The following is a 15,187-nucleotide window of genomic DNA, read 5'->3' on the forward strand; positions in this document are numbered from 1 at the left end:
TCAGTAGGCCAGCGGCTCCTCGGCCTGGGCGCAGGCCGAGGTTTCCAGTTGCAGGGTGCTGTGTTCGATCTCGTAGCGGTCGTGCAGCAGCGCCTTCACCGTTCCCAGCAGCGCCTCGGCATCGACCAGGGCCGGGTCGTACACCAGATGGCTGGTCAGGCTGATCTTGCCGCTGGTGATCGACCACACATGCAGGTCGTGCAGCCCGGTCACGCCGGGAATCCCCAGCAGCGCTTCGCGCAGCTCGGCCAACTGGATTTCCTTCGGCACCCCTTCGAGCAACACATGCAGGCTCTCGCGCAGCAGGATCCAGGTGCGCGGCAGGACCCAGAAACCGATCAGCACCGCCACCAGCGAGTCGACCCAGGCCCAGCCGGTGAAACGGATCACGATCGCGGCGACGATCACCCCCAGCGAGCCGAGCATGTCGCTCCAGACCTCCAGGTAGGCGCCCTTGACGTTCAGGCTGTTGCCCTGGGCCGGCGCCAGCAGGCGCATGCTGGCCAGGTTCACCAGCAGGCCGAGCACGGCGATCACCAGCATGCCCACGGACTGGATCTCCGCCGGCTGGTTGAGCCGCTCGTAGGCCGCGTAGAGGATATAGAAGGCCACGCCGAACAGGAGGAAGGCGTTGAACGCCGCGGCGAGGATCTCGAAGCGGTGGTAGCCGTAGGTCAGGCGATCGTTGGTCGGGCGCCTGGCGATGTTGATCGCGGCCAGGGCGATGGCCAGGGCCACGGCGTCGGTGAGCATGTGCGCGGCATCGGAGATCAGCGCCAGGCTGCCGGTGAGGATGCCGCCGACGACCTCGGCGACGAGGAAGCTTCCGGTCAGCAGCAACGCCCATTTCAGGCGGGTCGAGTTGGTCTGGGCGAAGCTGTGCTCGTGTCCGGCGCTCATGGCGGCTCCTGTGGGGCGGTGGCGGCAGCACCAGCCTACAGGATAGGCAATTGCAAAACTGTCATGCGCCGGGCCGCTCTGGCGCGGCGTCCGCCGCTCCGCTAACCTGCGGCTCAGGCGCGGCCGCAGCCGCGCACGGAACGAGGGGGACGCATGACTCAACAGCACGACACCCATAGCAAGGCCATCGGCTACCTGCTGTGGATCTTCGGTTTCACCGGTTCGCACCGCTTCTATTACGGCAAGCCGATCACCGGGACGATCTGGTTCTTCACCTTCGGCCTGTTCTTCATCGGCTGGATCATCGACCTGTTCCTCATCCCGTCGATGGACCGCGAGGCCGACCGGCGCTTCCAGGGCGGCAACCTGGACTACAACGTGGCCTGGATCCTGCTGACCTTCCTCGGCGTGCTCGGCGTGCACAGGATGTACATGGGCAAGTGGATCACCGGGATCATCTACCTGTTCACCGGCGGCCTGTTCTTCCTCGGCGTCCTCTACGACTTCTGGACCCTCAACGGACAGGTGTCCGAGCGCAACGGGCCGCAGCGCATCTGAGGCTCGTCGCCAGACGCGAGAAGCCCGCCATCCGGCGGGCTTTTTCATGGGTGTCGCCGCGGTCGGCAGGGAATTCCTCCGGCGGGACTTAAGGAACCAAAGGTTCTAACGTTCTACCTGTAGGTTATTGGCGCCCGCGCGCGCCAGCCCCTATGGTCTGCAAGCCCCAGAACGGATAGGTGCAATGGCTCACGAGGCCGCGCACCGTATCGCTCCGTGCGGAAACACCGAAAGGAGAAAAGATGACTTCCGACTCACGCCCCGCCGTGCTCGACCTGATCGGCAACACCCCGCTGGTTCGCGTGACGCGCTTCGATACCGGCCCCTGCACCCTGTTCCTCAAGCTCGAATCGCAGAACCCCGGCGGCTCCATCAAGGATCGCATCGGTGTCGCCATGATCGAGGCCGCCGAGCGTGACGGCCGCCTGCGGCCCGGTGGCACCATCGTCGAGGCCACCGCCGGCAACACCGGTCTCGGCCTGGCCCTGGTCGGCCGCGCCAAGGGCTACCGGGTGGTGCTGGTGGTGCCGGACAAGATGTCCACCGAGAAGGTCCTGCACCTGCGCGCCATGGGCGCCGAGGTGCACATCACCCGCTCGGACGTCGGCAAGGGCCATCCGGAGTACTACCAGGACGTTGCCGCGCGCCTGGCGCAGGATATTCCCGGCGCCTTCTTCGCCGACCAGTTCAACAACCCGGCCAACCCGCTGGCCCACGAGTGCGGCACCGGCCCGGAGCTCTGGGCGCAGACCGGCCACGATCTCGACGCCATCGTCGTCGGCGTCGGCTCCTCCGGTACCCTGACCGGCCTTACCCGGTTCTTCCAGAAGGTCCAGCCGGAGCTGGAGATGGTGCTCGCCGATCCCGAGGGCTCGATCATGGCCGAGTACTCCCGCTCCGGCACCCTGGGTACGCCGGGTTCCTGGGCGGTGGAGGGCATCGGCGAGGACTTCGTACCGGCCATCGCCGACCTCTCCAGCGTGCGCCATGCCTATTCCATCAGCGACGAGGAAAGCTTCGCCATGGCCCGCGAACTGTTGCGCGTCGAGGGCATTCCCGGCGGCTCCTCCACCGGCACCCTGCTGGCCGCGGCGCTGCGCTTCTGTCGCGAGCAGAAGGAGCCGAAGCGGGTGGTCAGCTTCGTCTGCGACACCGGCACCCGCTACCTGTCGAAGATCTACAACGACCAGTGGATGACCGACCAGGGCCTGCTGCAACGCAAGCACTACGGCGACCTGCGCGACATCATCGCGCGGCGCTTCGAGGAGGGCCGGGTGATCAGCGTCGGTCCGGACGACACCCTGCTCACCGCCTTCCAGCGCATGCGCCTGGCCGACGTTTCGCAATTGCCGGTGCTGGACAATGGAAAACTGGTCGGTGTGATCGACGAGTCGGATATCCTGCTCGGCGTCCACGCCGACGCGCCACGCTTCCGCGATGCGGTAAGCAGCGCGATGAACGCCGCGCCGGAAACCCTCGCGCCCGGCGCCAGCCTGGCCCAGTTGCAGGCGGTCCTGGACCGCGGCCTGGTGGCGATCGTTGCCGATGCCAGCGGCTTCCACGGCCTGATCACCCGTTTCGACCTGTTGAACCATTTGCGGAGAAAGCTCGCATGAGCCAGCACGACCAGCATCCCGACGCCCCGGCCCAGGCCTTTGCGACCCGGGTCATCCACGCCGGGCAGGCCCCCGATCCCTCGACCGGCGCGATCATGCCGCCGATCTACGCCAACTCCACCTATATCCAGGAAAGCCCCGGGGTACACAAGGGGCTCGACTACGGCCGCTCGCACAACCCGACCCGCTGGGCCCTGGAGCGCTGCGTGGCCGACCTCGAGGGCGGCGCCCAGGCCTTCGCCTTCGCCTCCGGCCTGGCGGCGATCTCTTCGGTGCTGGAATTGCTCGACGCCGGTTCCCACATCGTTTCCGGCAATGACCTTTACGGCGGTACCTTCCGCCTGTTCGAGCGGGTCCGCCGGCGCAGCGCCGGGCATCGCTTCAGCTTCGTCGACCCGACCGACCTGCAGGCCTTCGAGGCCGCGCTGACCCCGGAAACCCGCATGGTCTGGGTGGAAACCCCGAGCAACCCGCTGCTGCGCCTCACCGACCTGCGCGCCATCGCCCAGCTCTGCCGCGCCCGCGGCATCATCAGCGTGGCCGACAACACCTTCGCCAGTCCCTACATCCAGCGCCCCCTGGAACTGGGCTTCGACGTGGTGGTGCACTCCACCACCAAGTACCTGAACGGCCATTCCGACGTGATCGGCGGCATCGCCATCGTCGGCGACAACCCGGACCTGCGCGAGCGCCTGGGCTTCCTGCAGAACTCGGTGGGCGCCATCTCCGGGCCGTTCGACGCCTTCCTCACCCTGCGTGGGGTGAAGACCCTGGCGCTGCGCATGGAGCGCCATTGCAGCAACGCCCTGGCCCTGGCCCAGTGGCTGGAGCGCCAGCCGCAGGTGGCGCGGGTCTACTACCCCGGCCTGGCTTCGCACCCGCAGCATGAGCTGGCGAAACGGCAGATGCGTGGCTTCGGCGGGATGATCTCCCTCGACCTGCGCTGCGACCTGGCCGGCGCCCGGCGCTTCCTGGAGAACGTGCGGATCTTCTCCCTGGCGGAGAGCCTGGGCGGGGTGGAAAGCCTGATCGAGCATCCGGCGATCATGACCCACGCCAGCATCCCGGCGGAAACCCGCGCCGACCTGGGCATCGGTGACTCGCTGATCCGCCTGTCGGTGGGCGTCGAGGCGCTGGAGGACCTGCAGGCCGACCTGGCGCAGGCGCTGGCGAAGATCTGAGGCTCCGCAGGGAGCGGCGCCGACCGGCGCGGCTGCCGGCCATCGGGTGTTCCCGGCGAGCATGCCTCGGCGGATAACGCTCCGCGTTATTCGCCCTGCCGTTGAGGCGGGTTGGTGGCAGAGGCTGGGATAGGGCGCCCACCCCGGCAACGGATACGCCCCCGGAATCGCGAACGCGAAGATGAAAAAGCCCGCCGGATGGCGGGCTTTTTCGTGGTGGCAGGGATCAGCCCTCGTGGGTCAGGTGTCCGTCCACCAGGGTGTAACGCACTCGTCCCGGCAGGCAGTGACCGACGAACGGGCTGTTCTGCCCCTTCGAGTACCAGCTCTCACCGGCCAGGGTCGAACCCTGCGGGTCGAACAACACCAGGTCGGCGGCCTGGCCGACCGCCAGGCGCCCGGCAGGCAGGCGCAGGGCCTGGGCCGGGCCGTGGGAGAGGCGGGCGAGCAGGGTCGGCAGGTCGAGCAGGCCGTCCTGCACCAGCGTCATCGCCAGCGGCAGCAGCAGCTCGGCGCCGCTGATGCCCGGCTCGGTGGCGGCGAACGGCGCGTTCTTGGCGTCCGCCTCGTGGGGTTGGTGGTGGCTGGCGATGGCTTGTACCACGCCGCTCTTTACCGCCTCGCGCAGGGTTTCGCGGTCGGCCCTGGTGCGCAGCGGCGGTTGCACGTGGTAGAGGCTGGAGAAGCCCACCAGCGCTTCGTCGGTGAGGATCAACTGGTACAGCGCCACGTCGCAGGTCACCGGCAGGCCACGGGCCTGGGCCTGGGCGACGAGTTCGATGCCGCGGGCGCTGGTCAACTGGCTGAAGTGCGCGCGCACGCCGCTCTGTTCCACCAGCAGCAGGTTGCGGGCCAGGGCCACGGTCTCGGCGGTCTCCGGGATCCCCGCGAGGCCGAGGAAGCTGGCGGTCGGGCCTTCGTGGGCGAGGCCGCCTTCGGCGAGATCGGTGTCCTGCGAGGTGAAGATCACCGTCAGGTCGAAGGTCGCCGCGTACTCCAGGGCGCGCCGCAGGATGCGGTTGCTGGCGAAGCCATGCAGGCCATTGGTGAAGGCCACGCAACCGGTGTCGCGCAGGGCCACCAGTTCCGACAGTTGCTCGCCGCCGAAGCCGCGGGTCAGCGCGCCGATGGGGTAGACCTTGGCGTTGCCGGCCTCGCGGGCGCGGTCGAGGATCAGCTCGGCCACCGCCGGGGTGTCCAGCACCGGCCGGGTGTAGGGCGGGCAGCACAGGCTGGTGGTGCCGCCGGCCGCGGCGGCGCGGGTCTCGCTTTCGACGTTGCCCTTGCGTCCATAGCCCGGCTCGCGCAGGGCGACGCTCAGATCGACCAGTCCCGGCGCGGCCACCAGGCCGGCGCCGTCGAGGGTCTTCTGGGCGCTGAAGCCGGCCGGCGCGGCGCCGATGGCGACGATCTTGCCAGCCTCGATGTGGAGGTCGCCGACCTGGTCCAGGCCACTGGCCGGGTCGATGACACGGGCGCCTCGGATACTGATGGTCATTCGGCGTCCTCCTGTTCCAGCTGGCGTTGGGTGTTCTGGCCGCTCATGGCCATGGACAGCACCGCCATGCGGATGGCGATGCCGTAGGTGACCTGGTTGAGGATCACCGACTGGGCCCCGTCGGCCACCGCCGACTCGATCTCCACGCCACGGTTGATCGGGCCAGGGTGCATGACGATGGCATCCGGCTTGGCCAGCTTCAGGCGCTTCTCGGTCAGGCCGTAGAGCTTGAAGAACTCGCCCTCGCTGGGTAGCAGGCCACCCTGCATGCGCTCGCGTTGCAGGCGCAGCATGATCACCACGTCGACGTCCTTCAGGCCTTCGTCGGCGTTGGTGAACACGCGCACGCCGTACTGCTCTTCCAGGCCGATCGGCAAGAGGGTGCGCGGGGCGATCACGCGGATGTCCGGGCAACCCAGGGTCTTGAGCGCCAGCATGTTCGAACGGGCTACTCGCGAATGCAGGATATCGCCGACGATCGCCACCGATAGCTGCTCGAAGTTCCCTTTGTGTCGGCGGATGGTCAGCATGTCGAGCATCCCCTGGGTGGGGTGCGCGTGGCGTCCGTCGCCGCCGTTGATCACCGCCACGTTGGGGCTGACGTGCTCGGCGATGAAGTGCGCCGCGCCCGAGTCGCTGTGGCGCACCACGAACATGTCGGCGGCCATCGCCTCCAGGTTGCGCAGGGTGTCGGTGAGCGTCTCGCCCTTGCTGGTGGAAGAGGTGGATACGTTCAGGCTGATCACGTCGGCCGACAGCCGCTGGGCGGCCAGCTCGAAGGTGGTGCGGGTGCGCGTGGAGTTCTCGAAGAACACGTTGCAGACGGTCTTGCCGCGCAGCAGCGGGACCTTTTTCACCGCGCGGGCGCCGACCTCCAGGAAGGAATCGGCGGTATCGAGGATTTCGGTGAGCAGCTCGCGGGGCAATCCGTCGAGCGAGATGAAGTGGCGCAGCTGGCCCTGGTCGTTGAGCTGCAGCGGGCGCTTGGCGTCTGTCGGCATGGGGCAGGCCCTAGTGAAGAGGATCAGGAAGCGGAGGAAAGGACCTTGCGCTCGAGGGCGAGCGGTGCGGGACCGACCAATTTTACCCGTTCATCGCGACCCAGGGACAGGGTCTGGCCGACCACGTCGGGGCGGATAGGCAACTCCCGGGCGTTCAGGTCGAGCAGGCAGACCAGGGTCACGCTGGCCGGACGGCCGTAGTCGAACAGTTCGTTGAGTGCGGCGCGGATGGTGCGGCCGCTCATCAGCACGTCGTCCACCAGGACCAGGTGCTGGCCGTCGATCTCGAACGGCAGCGCCGACGGGCGGACCTGCGGATGCAGGCCGTTCTGGGTGAAGTCGTCGCGGTAGAAGGAGACGTCGAGGGTGCCCAGCGGCTCTTGGTTGCCCAGTTCCCTCAGCAGCGCCTCGGCGACCCAGATGCCGCCGGTATGGATGCCGACGAAGCGCGGCCGCTCGATGCCGCGCTCGGCGAGATGGGCGCGCAGGTCGCTGGCCATGCGCGGCAGGAGTTCGGCGGGATTGGGTAGGCTCATGGTGGCTCCTCGCTGACATCGATGGGATGGCCGCCGGGAGAGCCCGCTGTAGGGAGGCGCCCGCGGTGGCGAAAGCATAATGGCAAACGGCGGCGTGCCGGCTGCCATGGGTCAATCCGGGTGTTCGGCCAGCCAGCCTTCCAGCAGCAGGGCGGCGGCCAGGGCGTCCACCGGTCGCTCGCGGTAGCCGTCGCGCTGGCCCTGGGCCAGGCGCTCGCCCTTGGCGGCGTAGGTCGTGAGGCGTTCGTCGTGGGTAAAGACCGGCAGGTTGAAACGGCCGTTGAGGCGGCGGCCGAACTTTTCCGCGCGCTCGCTCATCTCGCTTGGGCTGCCGTCCATGTTCAGCGGCAGGCCGACGACGATGGCGTCCGGCTGCCATTCCTTGATCAGCGCTTCCACCCGGTTCCAGTCCGGCACGCCGTTCTGCGCCTTCAATACGCACAGCTCGCGGGCCTGGCCGGTCACCGCCTGGCCGACGGCGACGCCGATCTGCCGGGTGCCGTAGTCGAAGCCCAGCAGCAGGCGCAGCGGCTTGTCGCTGGCCATCAGGCGTGACCGGCCTGGGCGGTGAGCAGGCTGAGGTTGACGCCCAGGCGCGCGGCGGCGGCGCTGAGGCGCTCCTCGGGCGGCAGGTCGAAGAGGATCGCCGGGTCCGCCGGGCAGGTCAGCCAGGCGTTGTCGCTCAGTTCGGCCTCCAGCTGGCCGGCTTCCCAGCCGGCATAGCCAAGGCTGATCAGGCTCTTTTCCGGGCCGGTGCCGGCGGCGATGGCGAACAGTACGTCCTGCGAGGTGGACATCGCCAGCTCGCCCAGTTCCAGGGTCGACTGGTAGCTCAGGCCGCTGGGGTGGAGGACGAAGCCACGGTCGGTCTGCACCGGGCCGCCGTTGTAGATGTCGATGTGCTGGCAGCGCGCCGGCGGCAGGGCGTCCGGCTTGAGCTGTTCGAGGACTTCCGCCAGGTTGAGGCCGCTGGGACGGTTGATCACCAGGCCCATGGCGCCCTGCTCGTTGTGTTCGACCAGGTAGGTCACGGTCTGGGCGAAATTGGGGTCGGCCATGTGCGGCATGGCGATCAGGAAATGATGCTTGAGGTAGGTTGGGCTGCTCTGTTTCATGGCCGCTAGTGTCCTGCTTCGGACGCGAGAAAGCCAGCCTTGCCGGCGCTACTTGCTGGACAGCCGGTCGCCGCGTTCGAAGCGCCAGGTACGGATGATCTCCAGCCGGTCGATGTCGGCCAGGTCGCCGCTGAACGGCGCATAGGGCGCGGCCAGGCGGACGATGCGCTGGGCGGCCTGGTCGAGGATCGGCTCGCCGGAAGACTCCAGCACCTGCACCTCGTAGATGGTGCCGTCGCGGTTGATCGACACCAGCAGCCGCAGGCTGCCGTAGAGCTTCTGCCGGCGGGCCTCGTCGGGGTAGTTGAGGTTGCCGATGCGTTCGATCTTCTTGCGCCAGTCTTCCTTGTACCAGGCGCCCTTGTCGCGCATGGTCGAGGCGGCGCTCAGGCGGTGGATGCGCGGGCGCTTGGCGTAGGCCTGCTGCTCCTTGGCCAGGTCGGCCTCGAGGCTGGCGATTTCCGCCGACAGCTGGGTTGAGTCGAAATGCGGCGCCGGCTTGGCGACCTGCTCGGCCTTCTGTGCCTGGGTCTTGCTCGGTGCCTTCTGCTGGCGCTGGCGGGTGGTGGTCACCGCGGCCTTGGGCGCCTCTTCGCTCCTGGCCTGCTTCGGCGTAGCCGGCGGCGCGACTTTCTTCACCTGGTTGTCCTGGAACGGCGCGACCTCGGTGGTCTTCGGCGCGGCCTTGTGCTCCAGGGTTCCGCTGCCCTGCTGGTTCATCTGCGCGAGGTAGTCGGCCTTCTCCGGCGCCTTGTCGCTCTTGAAGGTGGCCAGGGTGATTTCCAGGGTCTTGCTGATCTGGCTCGGCGCGGGCATGGAGAAACCCACCCCGAGGATGAGGGCGACGTGCAGGATGGCTGCGATGAACAGGGTGAAGCCCAAACGGTCCGCCGGGCGGACGCCGGCAGCGGCGGAGGGGGACTTGAGGACGGCGGCGTTCATTGCGGATCGTGGTGGCTGGCGTGGGGCGAAGTCTGCCGATGGGGGGCGGAAAAGTCTATGACGCACTCCGCGCCTTGGACACGCGGTCGCTCGCCGTGGCGCATCGGCCGGGCCGAGGCGGGCGGACCGAGGCCCGCCCGCGCGATTCAGCGGGCAGCCAACTGGGCGGCGATGGCGTCCATCAGCTTGTCGCCGATGCGGGTGTCGAAGGCCTGGTCGATCTCGCGGATGCAGGTCGGGCTGGTGACGTTGATTTCCGTCAGATAATCGCCGATCACGTCGAGGCCGACGAACAGCAGGCCGCGCTCGCGCAGGTGCGGGCCGACCTCGGCGGCGATCCAGCGGTCGCGCTCGCTCAGCGGCTGGGCCACGCCGCGGCCGCCGGCGGCGAGGTTGCCGCGAGTCTCGCCCTGGGCGGGGATGCGCGCCAGGCAGTAGGGCACCGGTTCGCCGTCGATCATCAGGATGCGCTTGTCGCCGTCCTTGATTTCCGGCAGATAGCGCTGTGCCATGATCTGCTGGCTGCCATGCTGGGTGAGGGTCTCGAGGATCACCGAGAGGTTCGGGTCGCCTTCGCGGTGACGAAATATCGACGAACCGCCCATTCCGTCCAGGGGTTTGAGAATGATGTCACGATGCTCGGCGGCAAACTCGCGCAGAATATCGGATCGCCGGCTGACCATCGTCGGCGGAGTGCACTGGGTGAACTGCGTGGCGAAGAACTTCTCGTTGCAGTCGCGCAGGCTCTGCGGCCGGTTCACCACCAGGGCGCCGGCACGCTCGGCCTGTTCCAGCAGGTAGGTCGAATAGACGAATTCGTTATCGAAGGGCGGGTCCTTGCGCATCAGGATCACGTCCAGTTCGTGCAGCGGTTGGTCGCTTTCCGCTTCCAGTTCGAACCAGCGGGAGGCATCGTTGAAGACCTTCAGCGGGCGCATGCGTCCACGCGCGACGCCGGCCTTCTGGTAGAGGTCCTGCTGTTCCATGTAGAACAGCGACCAGCCGCGGGCCTGGGCAGCCAGCAGCATGGCGAGCGAGCTGTCCTTCTTGAAGTTGATGCGCGCGATGGGGTCCATGACGATCCCGAGGCGTACGCTCATGGGAATTCCTCCGAAAGGGGGTGGGTTGTCCGGTCGCGGCGGGGAGGCCGCGTGGCAAGCGGGTTTGACGCTCAGGTTGGCGCCCCGTTTGCGCTTGGTCAAGGAAAAAGCCGGCCTGTTCCGGGCATTATGGATAGAGTTGCGTCGAGTGTGCTAAAAAGGCCCGCGATTGGGTCGCAGCCCGTCGGTGACAGGGCGTTAGCGCACTGAAGAAAACACAGAAGAATGATTCACCGAGTCGATATAGGGCGAACATGGAACAGCAATCCGACGGTTTGAAAGTGATGGTGATCGACGATTCGAAAACGATTCGTCGCACCGCCGAAACACTGCTGAAAAAGGTCGGTTGCGACGTGATCACGGCAATCGACGGCTTCGATGCCCTGGCGAAGATCGCCGATACCCATCCGAACATCATTTTCGTCGACATCATGATGCCGCGCCTGGATGGCTATCAGACCTGCGCCCTGATCAAGAACAACAGCGCGTTCAAGTCCACCCCGGTGATCATGCTGTCCTCCAAGGACGGCCTGTTCGACAAGGCCAAGGGGCGCATCGTCGGCTCCGACCAGTACCTCACCAAGCCGTTCAGCAAGGAAGAGCTGCTGGGCGCGATCAAGGCACACGTACCCAGCTTCACCCCGGTGGACGCCGTTTCCTGATATCCGGCCGCATGGCCGTTGATGCTTATTTCGTGATGGGGATCCCATGGCTCGTATTTTGATTGTTGATGACTCTCCGACCGAGATGTACAAGCTGACCGCCATGCTGGAAAAGCATGGTCACCAGGTACTCAAGGCCGAGAACGGCGGCGACGGCGTCGCCCTGGCCCGCCAGGAAAAGCCCGACGTGGTCCTAATGGACATCGTCATGCCCGGCCTCAACGGCTTCCAGGCGACCCGTCAATTGACCAAGGACGCCGAGACCAGCGCCATCCCGGTGATCATCGTCACCACCAAGGACCAGGAGACCGACAAGGTCTGGGGCAAGCGCCAGGGCGCTCGCGACTACCTGACCAAGCCGGTGGACGAAGAGACCCTGCTGAAAACCATCAATGCGGTGCTGGCGGGCTGAGCCCGTCGCAGCGCATCGCTCACCCTGACCCCGGAAAGACCAGGCCCCGCATGTCGGACGTTCAGACCCCCTTCCAGCTCCTCGTCGACATCGATCAGCGCTGCCGACGCCTGGCCGCCGGCCTGCCGGCCCAGCAGGAGGCGGTGCAGAGCTGGAGCGGGATCGGCTTCCGCATGGGCGGGCGGTTCTTCGTCGCCCCCATGGGGGAGGTCGGCGAAGTCCTGCACGAACCGCGTTACACCCAGCTGCCGGGCGTGAAGACCTGGGTCAAGGGGGTGGCCAACGTACGTGGCCGCCTGCTGCCGATCATGGACCTCTGCGGTTTCCTCGGCACCGAACTGTCGCCCTTGCGCAAGCAGCGGCGGGTGCTGGTGGTGGAGCACCTGGACGTGTTCGCCGGCCTCATCGTCGATGAGGTGTTCGGCATGCAGCACTTCCCGGTGGACACCTTCAGCGAACAGCTGCCGCCACTAGAAGCGGCACTGCAACCCTTCATTCATGGCGTCTTCCATCGAGAGCAGCCGTGGCTGGTGTTCAGCCCGCATGCGCTGGCGCAACACCAGGGCTTCCTCGACGTCGCCGTATAAACAGCTTCACCGGTTGGGCCGGTCTGCCGGCCCGTGTCGTGACATGGAAATCGTAATCGTGGTCGGTCCGGGCGGGGGCCAAATATGAAGAAAATCAACGCAGGCAATCTTTTCGCGGGCATGCGCAGCAGCTCGGTGATCGCGGGGCTGTTCATCGTCCTCATCGTCTCGATCGTGTTGCTGTTCGCCAACTTTGCCTACCTCAACACCCAGTCGAACCATGACAAGCAGTACATCGGCCATGCCGGCGAACTGCGCGTCCTGTCGCAGCGGATCGCGAAGAACGCCACCGAAGCGGCGGCGGGCAAGGGCGAGGCGTTCAAGCTCCTGAAGGATGCGCGCAACGACTTCGAGAAACGCTGGAACATCCTGGTCAACGGCGACGAGAGCACATCCCTGCCGCCCAGTCCCGAAGCGGTGAAGCCGCAGATGGACGTGGTGCAGCAGGACTGGGACGGCCTGCGCAAGAACGCCGACTCCATCCTCGCCAGCGAACAGACCGTACTGTCCCTGCACCAGGTGGCCTCGACCCTCGCCGAAACCATCCCGCAGCTGCAGGTGGAATACGAAGAGGTGGTCGACATCCTGCTGGAGAACGGTGCTCCGGCCGACCAGGTCGCGGTCGCCCAGCGCCAGTCGCTGCTCGCCGAACGTATCCTCGGCTCGGTGAACAAGGTGCTGGCCGGCGACGAGAACTCGGTGCAGGCCGCCGACAGCTTCGGCCGCGACGCCAGCCTGTTCGGCCGCGTACTGAAGGGCATGCAGGAAGGCAACGCGGCGATGAGCATCTCCAAGGTGACCAACGCCGAGGCGGTGGATCGCCTGAACGAGATCGCCGAACTCTTCGAGTTCGTCTCCGGTTCGGTGGACGAGATCCTCGAGACCTCGCCCGACCTGTTCCAGGTCCGGGAAGCGGCGAACAACATCTTCAGCGTTTCGCAGACCCTGCTGGACAAGGCCTCGCAACTGGCCGACGGCTTCGAGAACCTGGCCGGCGGGCGTAGCATCAACCTGTTCGCCGGTTACGTCCTCGGCGCCCTGGCCCTGGCCTCGATCATCCTGATCGGCCTGGTGATGGTGCGCGAGACCAACCGCCGGCTGGCCGAGACCGCCGAGAAGAACGACCGCAACCAGGCCGCGATCCTGCGTCTGCTCGACGAGATCGCCGACCTCGCGGACGGCGACCTGACCGTGGCCGCGACCGTGACCGAGGACTTCACCGGCGCCATCGCCGACTCGATCAATTACTCCATCGACCAGCTCCGCGAACTGGTGGAGACCATCAACCAGACCGCCGTGCAGGTGGCCGCAGCGGCCCAGGAAACCCAGTCCACCGCGATGCACCTGGCCGAAGCCTCCGAGCACCAGGCGCAGGAAATCGCCGGCGCCTCGGCGGCGATCAACGAAATGGCGGTGTCGATCGACCAGGTATCGGCGAACGCCTCGGAATCCTCGGCGGTAGCGGAACGTTCGGTAGCCATCGCCAACAAGGGCAACGAGGTGGTGCACAACACCATCACCGGCATGGACAACATCCGCGAGCAGATCCAGGACACCTCGAAGCGAATCAAGCGCCTCGGCGAATCGTCCCAGGAGATCGGCGACATCGTCAGCCTGATCAACGACATCGCCGACCAGACCAACATCCTCGCCCTGAACGCCGCGATCCAGGCGTCGATGGCCGGGGACGCGGGCCGCGGCTTCGCCGTGGTAGCGGACGAGGTACAGCGACTGGCGGAACGTTCCTCGGCGGCGACCAAGCAGATCGAGGCGCTGGTGAAGACCATCCAGACCGACACCAACGAAGCGGTGATCTCGATGGAGCAGACCACCTCCGAGGTGGTCCGCGGCGCGCGCCTGGCCCAGGACGCCGGTGTGGCCCTGGAGGAGATCGAGAAGGTATCCAAGACCCTCGCGGCACTGATCCAGAACATCTCCAACGCCGCCCGTCAGCAGGCATCGTCGGCCGGCCACATTTCCAACACCATGAACGTCATTCAGGAGATCACCTCGCAGACCTCCGCCGGTACCACCGCCACCGCGCGGAGCATCGGCAACCTGGCGAAGATGGCGAGCGAGATGCGCAACTCGGTATCCGGCTTCAAACTGCCGGAGGGCGTGGAGCAGGCCTGAGCATAGGCGCGGCGGCCGCCTGGCGGGCGCCGCGTCGACACCTTGGACGAGGGGCACGGCATGCAGGCGAACGGCGTCTGGTCACTGCAGCCGCTGGCCGATATGTCGGCAGCGGAGTTCCGCGACTGGCAGGTCCTGTTGGAGAACCGCACCGGCGTGGTGCTCAACGAGCAGCGCCGGACGTTCCTGCAGGCCAGCCTGACCGCGCGCATGCGTGAACTGGGCATCGGCGACTACCACAGCTACTACCGCCAGGTGACCGACGGTCCGCGTGGCGCAGTGGAGTGGGCGACCCTGCTGGACCGCCTGACCGTCCAGGAAACCCGTTTTTTCCGTCATCCCCCGTCTTTCGAGCTGCTCGAGCGCTACCTGGGCGAGCGCCTGCGCCGCGAAGGCATGCCGCGGCCCTGGGCCCTGTGGAGCGTCGGCTGCTCCAGCGGCGAGGAACCCTACTCGCTGGCGATGTGCGCCGCGCAGGCGTTGCGCGGGCAGGAACGGGAAGATTTTTTCGGCGTCACCGGGACGGATATCAGCCTTCACGCCCTGCAGCGGGCGCGGCAGGCGAACTATCCGGCCCGCAAGCTGGAGCAACTGGAGGCCGGACTGGTCGAACGCTATTGCGAACGCCAGGCCGACGGCAGCTTCAGCGTGAAAACGATACTGACCGAGCGCGTCTGCTGCGCCCGGCTGAATGTGCTGGACCTGGCGAAGGCGCCCTGGTCCGGCATGGACGTGATTTTTTGTCAGAACCTGCTGATCTACTTCCGTCGCTGGCGACGGCGCGAGATCCTCAACCGGTTGGCCGAACGGCTGGCGCCGGGAGGCTTGCTGGTGATCGGGGTCGGCGAAGTGGTCGACTGGAGCCATCCGGAGCTCGAGCCGGTCGCCGACGAGCGGGTCCTGGCCTTTACCCGTAAGGGGTACTCAGGCACATGAATGGAGTGGC

The 15,187-nt window shown here is 66.8% G+C and carries 16 protein-coding genes; 8 read left to right on the forward strand and 8 right to left on the reverse strand.

The features are described from left to right. Complete coding sequence (gene czcD / locus AC1RB9_RS02055; RefSeq protein WP_003100957.1) at positions 1-900, reverse strand: CDF family zinc transporter CzcD; 900 nt, start codon at positions 898-900, stop codon at positions 1-3. 153 nt (positions 901-1,053) lie between these two features. Between czcD and AC1RB9_RS02060 the strand changes: the two genes are divergently transcribed. The 3 genes from AC1RB9_RS02060 (at position 1,054) to AC1RB9_RS02070 (ending at position 4,255) form a co-directional block, all read left to right on the forward strand. Beyond that, entirely contained in the window at positions 1,054-1,458 is a 405-nt protein-coding gene (locus AC1RB9_RS02060; RefSeq protein ID WP_003084560.1) for an NINE protein, read from the forward strand. Positions 1,459-1,700: 242 nt separating this feature from the next. Beyond that, complete coding sequence (locus AC1RB9_RS02065; protein WP_003459266.1) at positions 1,701-3,074, forward strand: pyridoxal-phosphate dependent enzyme; 1,374 nt, start codon at positions 1,701-1,703, stop codon at positions 3,072-3,074. After that, positions 3,071-4,255 carry a cystathionine gamma-synthase gene (locus AC1RB9_RS02070; RefSeq protein WP_003110017.1) on the forward strand — a complete coding sequence of 395 codons (1,185 nt, stop codon included), beginning with the start codon at positions 3,071-3,073 and terminating at the stop codon, positions 4,253-4,255. Before AC1RB9_RS02065 ends, AC1RB9_RS02070 begins: the two co-directional genes overlap by 4 nt. Positions 4,256-4,481: 226 nt before the next feature. Here AC1RB9_RS02070 and AC1RB9_RS02075 read toward each other — a convergent pair whose 3' ends face one another. The 7 genes from AC1RB9_RS02075 to gshB form a co-directional block, all read right to left on the reverse strand. Continuing rightward, a complete protein-coding gene (locus AC1RB9_RS02075) occupies positions 4,482-5,753 on the reverse strand; it encodes a dihydroorotase (RefSeq protein ID WP_003118805.1) in 1,272 nt (423 codons plus the stop codon). Continuing rightward, complete coding sequence (locus AC1RB9_RS02080) at positions 5,750-6,754, reverse strand: aspartate carbamoyltransferase catalytic subunit (protein ID WP_003084569.1); 1,005 nt, start codon at positions 6,752-6,754, stop codon at positions 5,750-5,752. The genes AC1RB9_RS02075 and AC1RB9_RS02080 overlap by 4 nt, the downstream gene beginning before the upstream one ends. A 23-nt stretch (positions 6,755-6,777) precedes the next feature. Further along, entirely contained in the window at positions 6,778-7,290 is a 513-nt protein-coding gene (gene pyrR / locus AC1RB9_RS02085) for a bifunctional pyr operon transcriptional regulator/uracil phosphoribosyltransferase PyrR (RefSeq protein WP_003084574.1), read from the reverse strand. A 111-nt stretch (positions 7,291-7,401) separates the two neighbouring features. Further along, the gene (gene ruvX, locus AC1RB9_RS02090; protein WP_003084575.1) at positions 7,402-7,836 is read right to left on the reverse strand and encodes a Holliday junction resolvase RuvX; all 435 of its coding nucleotides are present in this window, start codon (positions 7,834-7,836) and stop codon (positions 7,402-7,404) included. Continuing rightward, the gene (locus AC1RB9_RS02095; protein WP_003100947.1) at positions 7,836-8,405 is read right to left on the reverse strand and encodes a YqgE/AlgH family protein; all 570 of its coding nucleotides are present in this window, start codon (positions 8,403-8,405) and stop codon (positions 7,836-7,838) included. Before AC1RB9_RS02095 ends, ruvX begins: the two co-directional genes overlap by 1 nt. Before the next feature lie 48 nt (positions 8,406-8,453). After that, positions 8,454-9,347 carry an energy transducer TonB gene (locus AC1RB9_RS02100; RefSeq protein ID WP_003162015.1) on the reverse strand — a complete coding sequence of 298 codons (894 nt, stop codon included), beginning with the start codon at positions 9,345-9,347 and terminating at the stop codon, positions 8,454-8,456. Between the two features lie 146 nt (positions 9,348-9,493). Further along, positions 9,494-10,447 carry a glutathione synthase gene (gene gshB / locus AC1RB9_RS02105; protein WP_003100943.1) on the reverse strand — a complete coding sequence of 318 codons (954 nt, stop codon included), beginning with the start codon at positions 10,445-10,447 and terminating at the stop codon, positions 9,494-9,496. 254 nt (positions 10,448-10,701) lie between these two features. On the opposite strand from gshB, the gene pilG reads away from it, so the two are divergent. From pilG to pilK, 5 genes are all read left to right on the forward strand, one after another. Next, complete coding sequence (pilG, locus tag AC1RB9_RS02110; RefSeq protein WP_003084583.1) at positions 10,702-11,109, forward strand: twitching motility response regulator PilG; 408 nt, start codon at positions 10,702-10,704, stop codon at positions 11,107-11,109. 46 nt (positions 11,110-11,155) lie between these two features. Then, positions 11,156-11,521, forward strand: a complete 366-nt coding sequence (gene pilH, locus AC1RB9_RS02115; RefSeq protein ID WP_003084587.1) for a twitching motility response regulator PilH — start codon at positions 11,156-11,158, stop codon at positions 11,519-11,521. Between the two features lie 50 nt (positions 11,522-11,571). After that, the gene (locus AC1RB9_RS02120) at positions 11,572-12,108 is read left to right on the forward strand and encodes a chemotaxis protein CheW (RefSeq protein WP_003084590.1); all 537 of its coding nucleotides are present in this window, start codon (positions 11,572-11,574) and stop codon (positions 12,106-12,108) included. Positions 12,109-12,192: 84 nt separating this feature from the next. After that, positions 12,193-14,241, forward strand: coding sequence for a chemotaxis chemoreceptor PilJ (gene pilJ, locus AC1RB9_RS02125; RefSeq protein WP_003084592.1), 2,049 nt, complete (start codon positions 12,193-12,195; stop codon positions 14,239-14,241). Between the two features lie 60 nt (positions 14,242-14,301). Beyond that, positions 14,302-15,177, forward strand: coding sequence for a type 4 fimbrial methyltransferase PilK (pilK, locus tag AC1RB9_RS02130; protein ID WP_003084594.1), 876 nt, complete (start codon positions 14,302-14,304; stop codon positions 15,175-15,177). Positions 15,178-15,187: the final 10 nt, after the last annotated feature.

This window comes from Pseudomonas sp. 20-5, assembly GCF_056782835.1.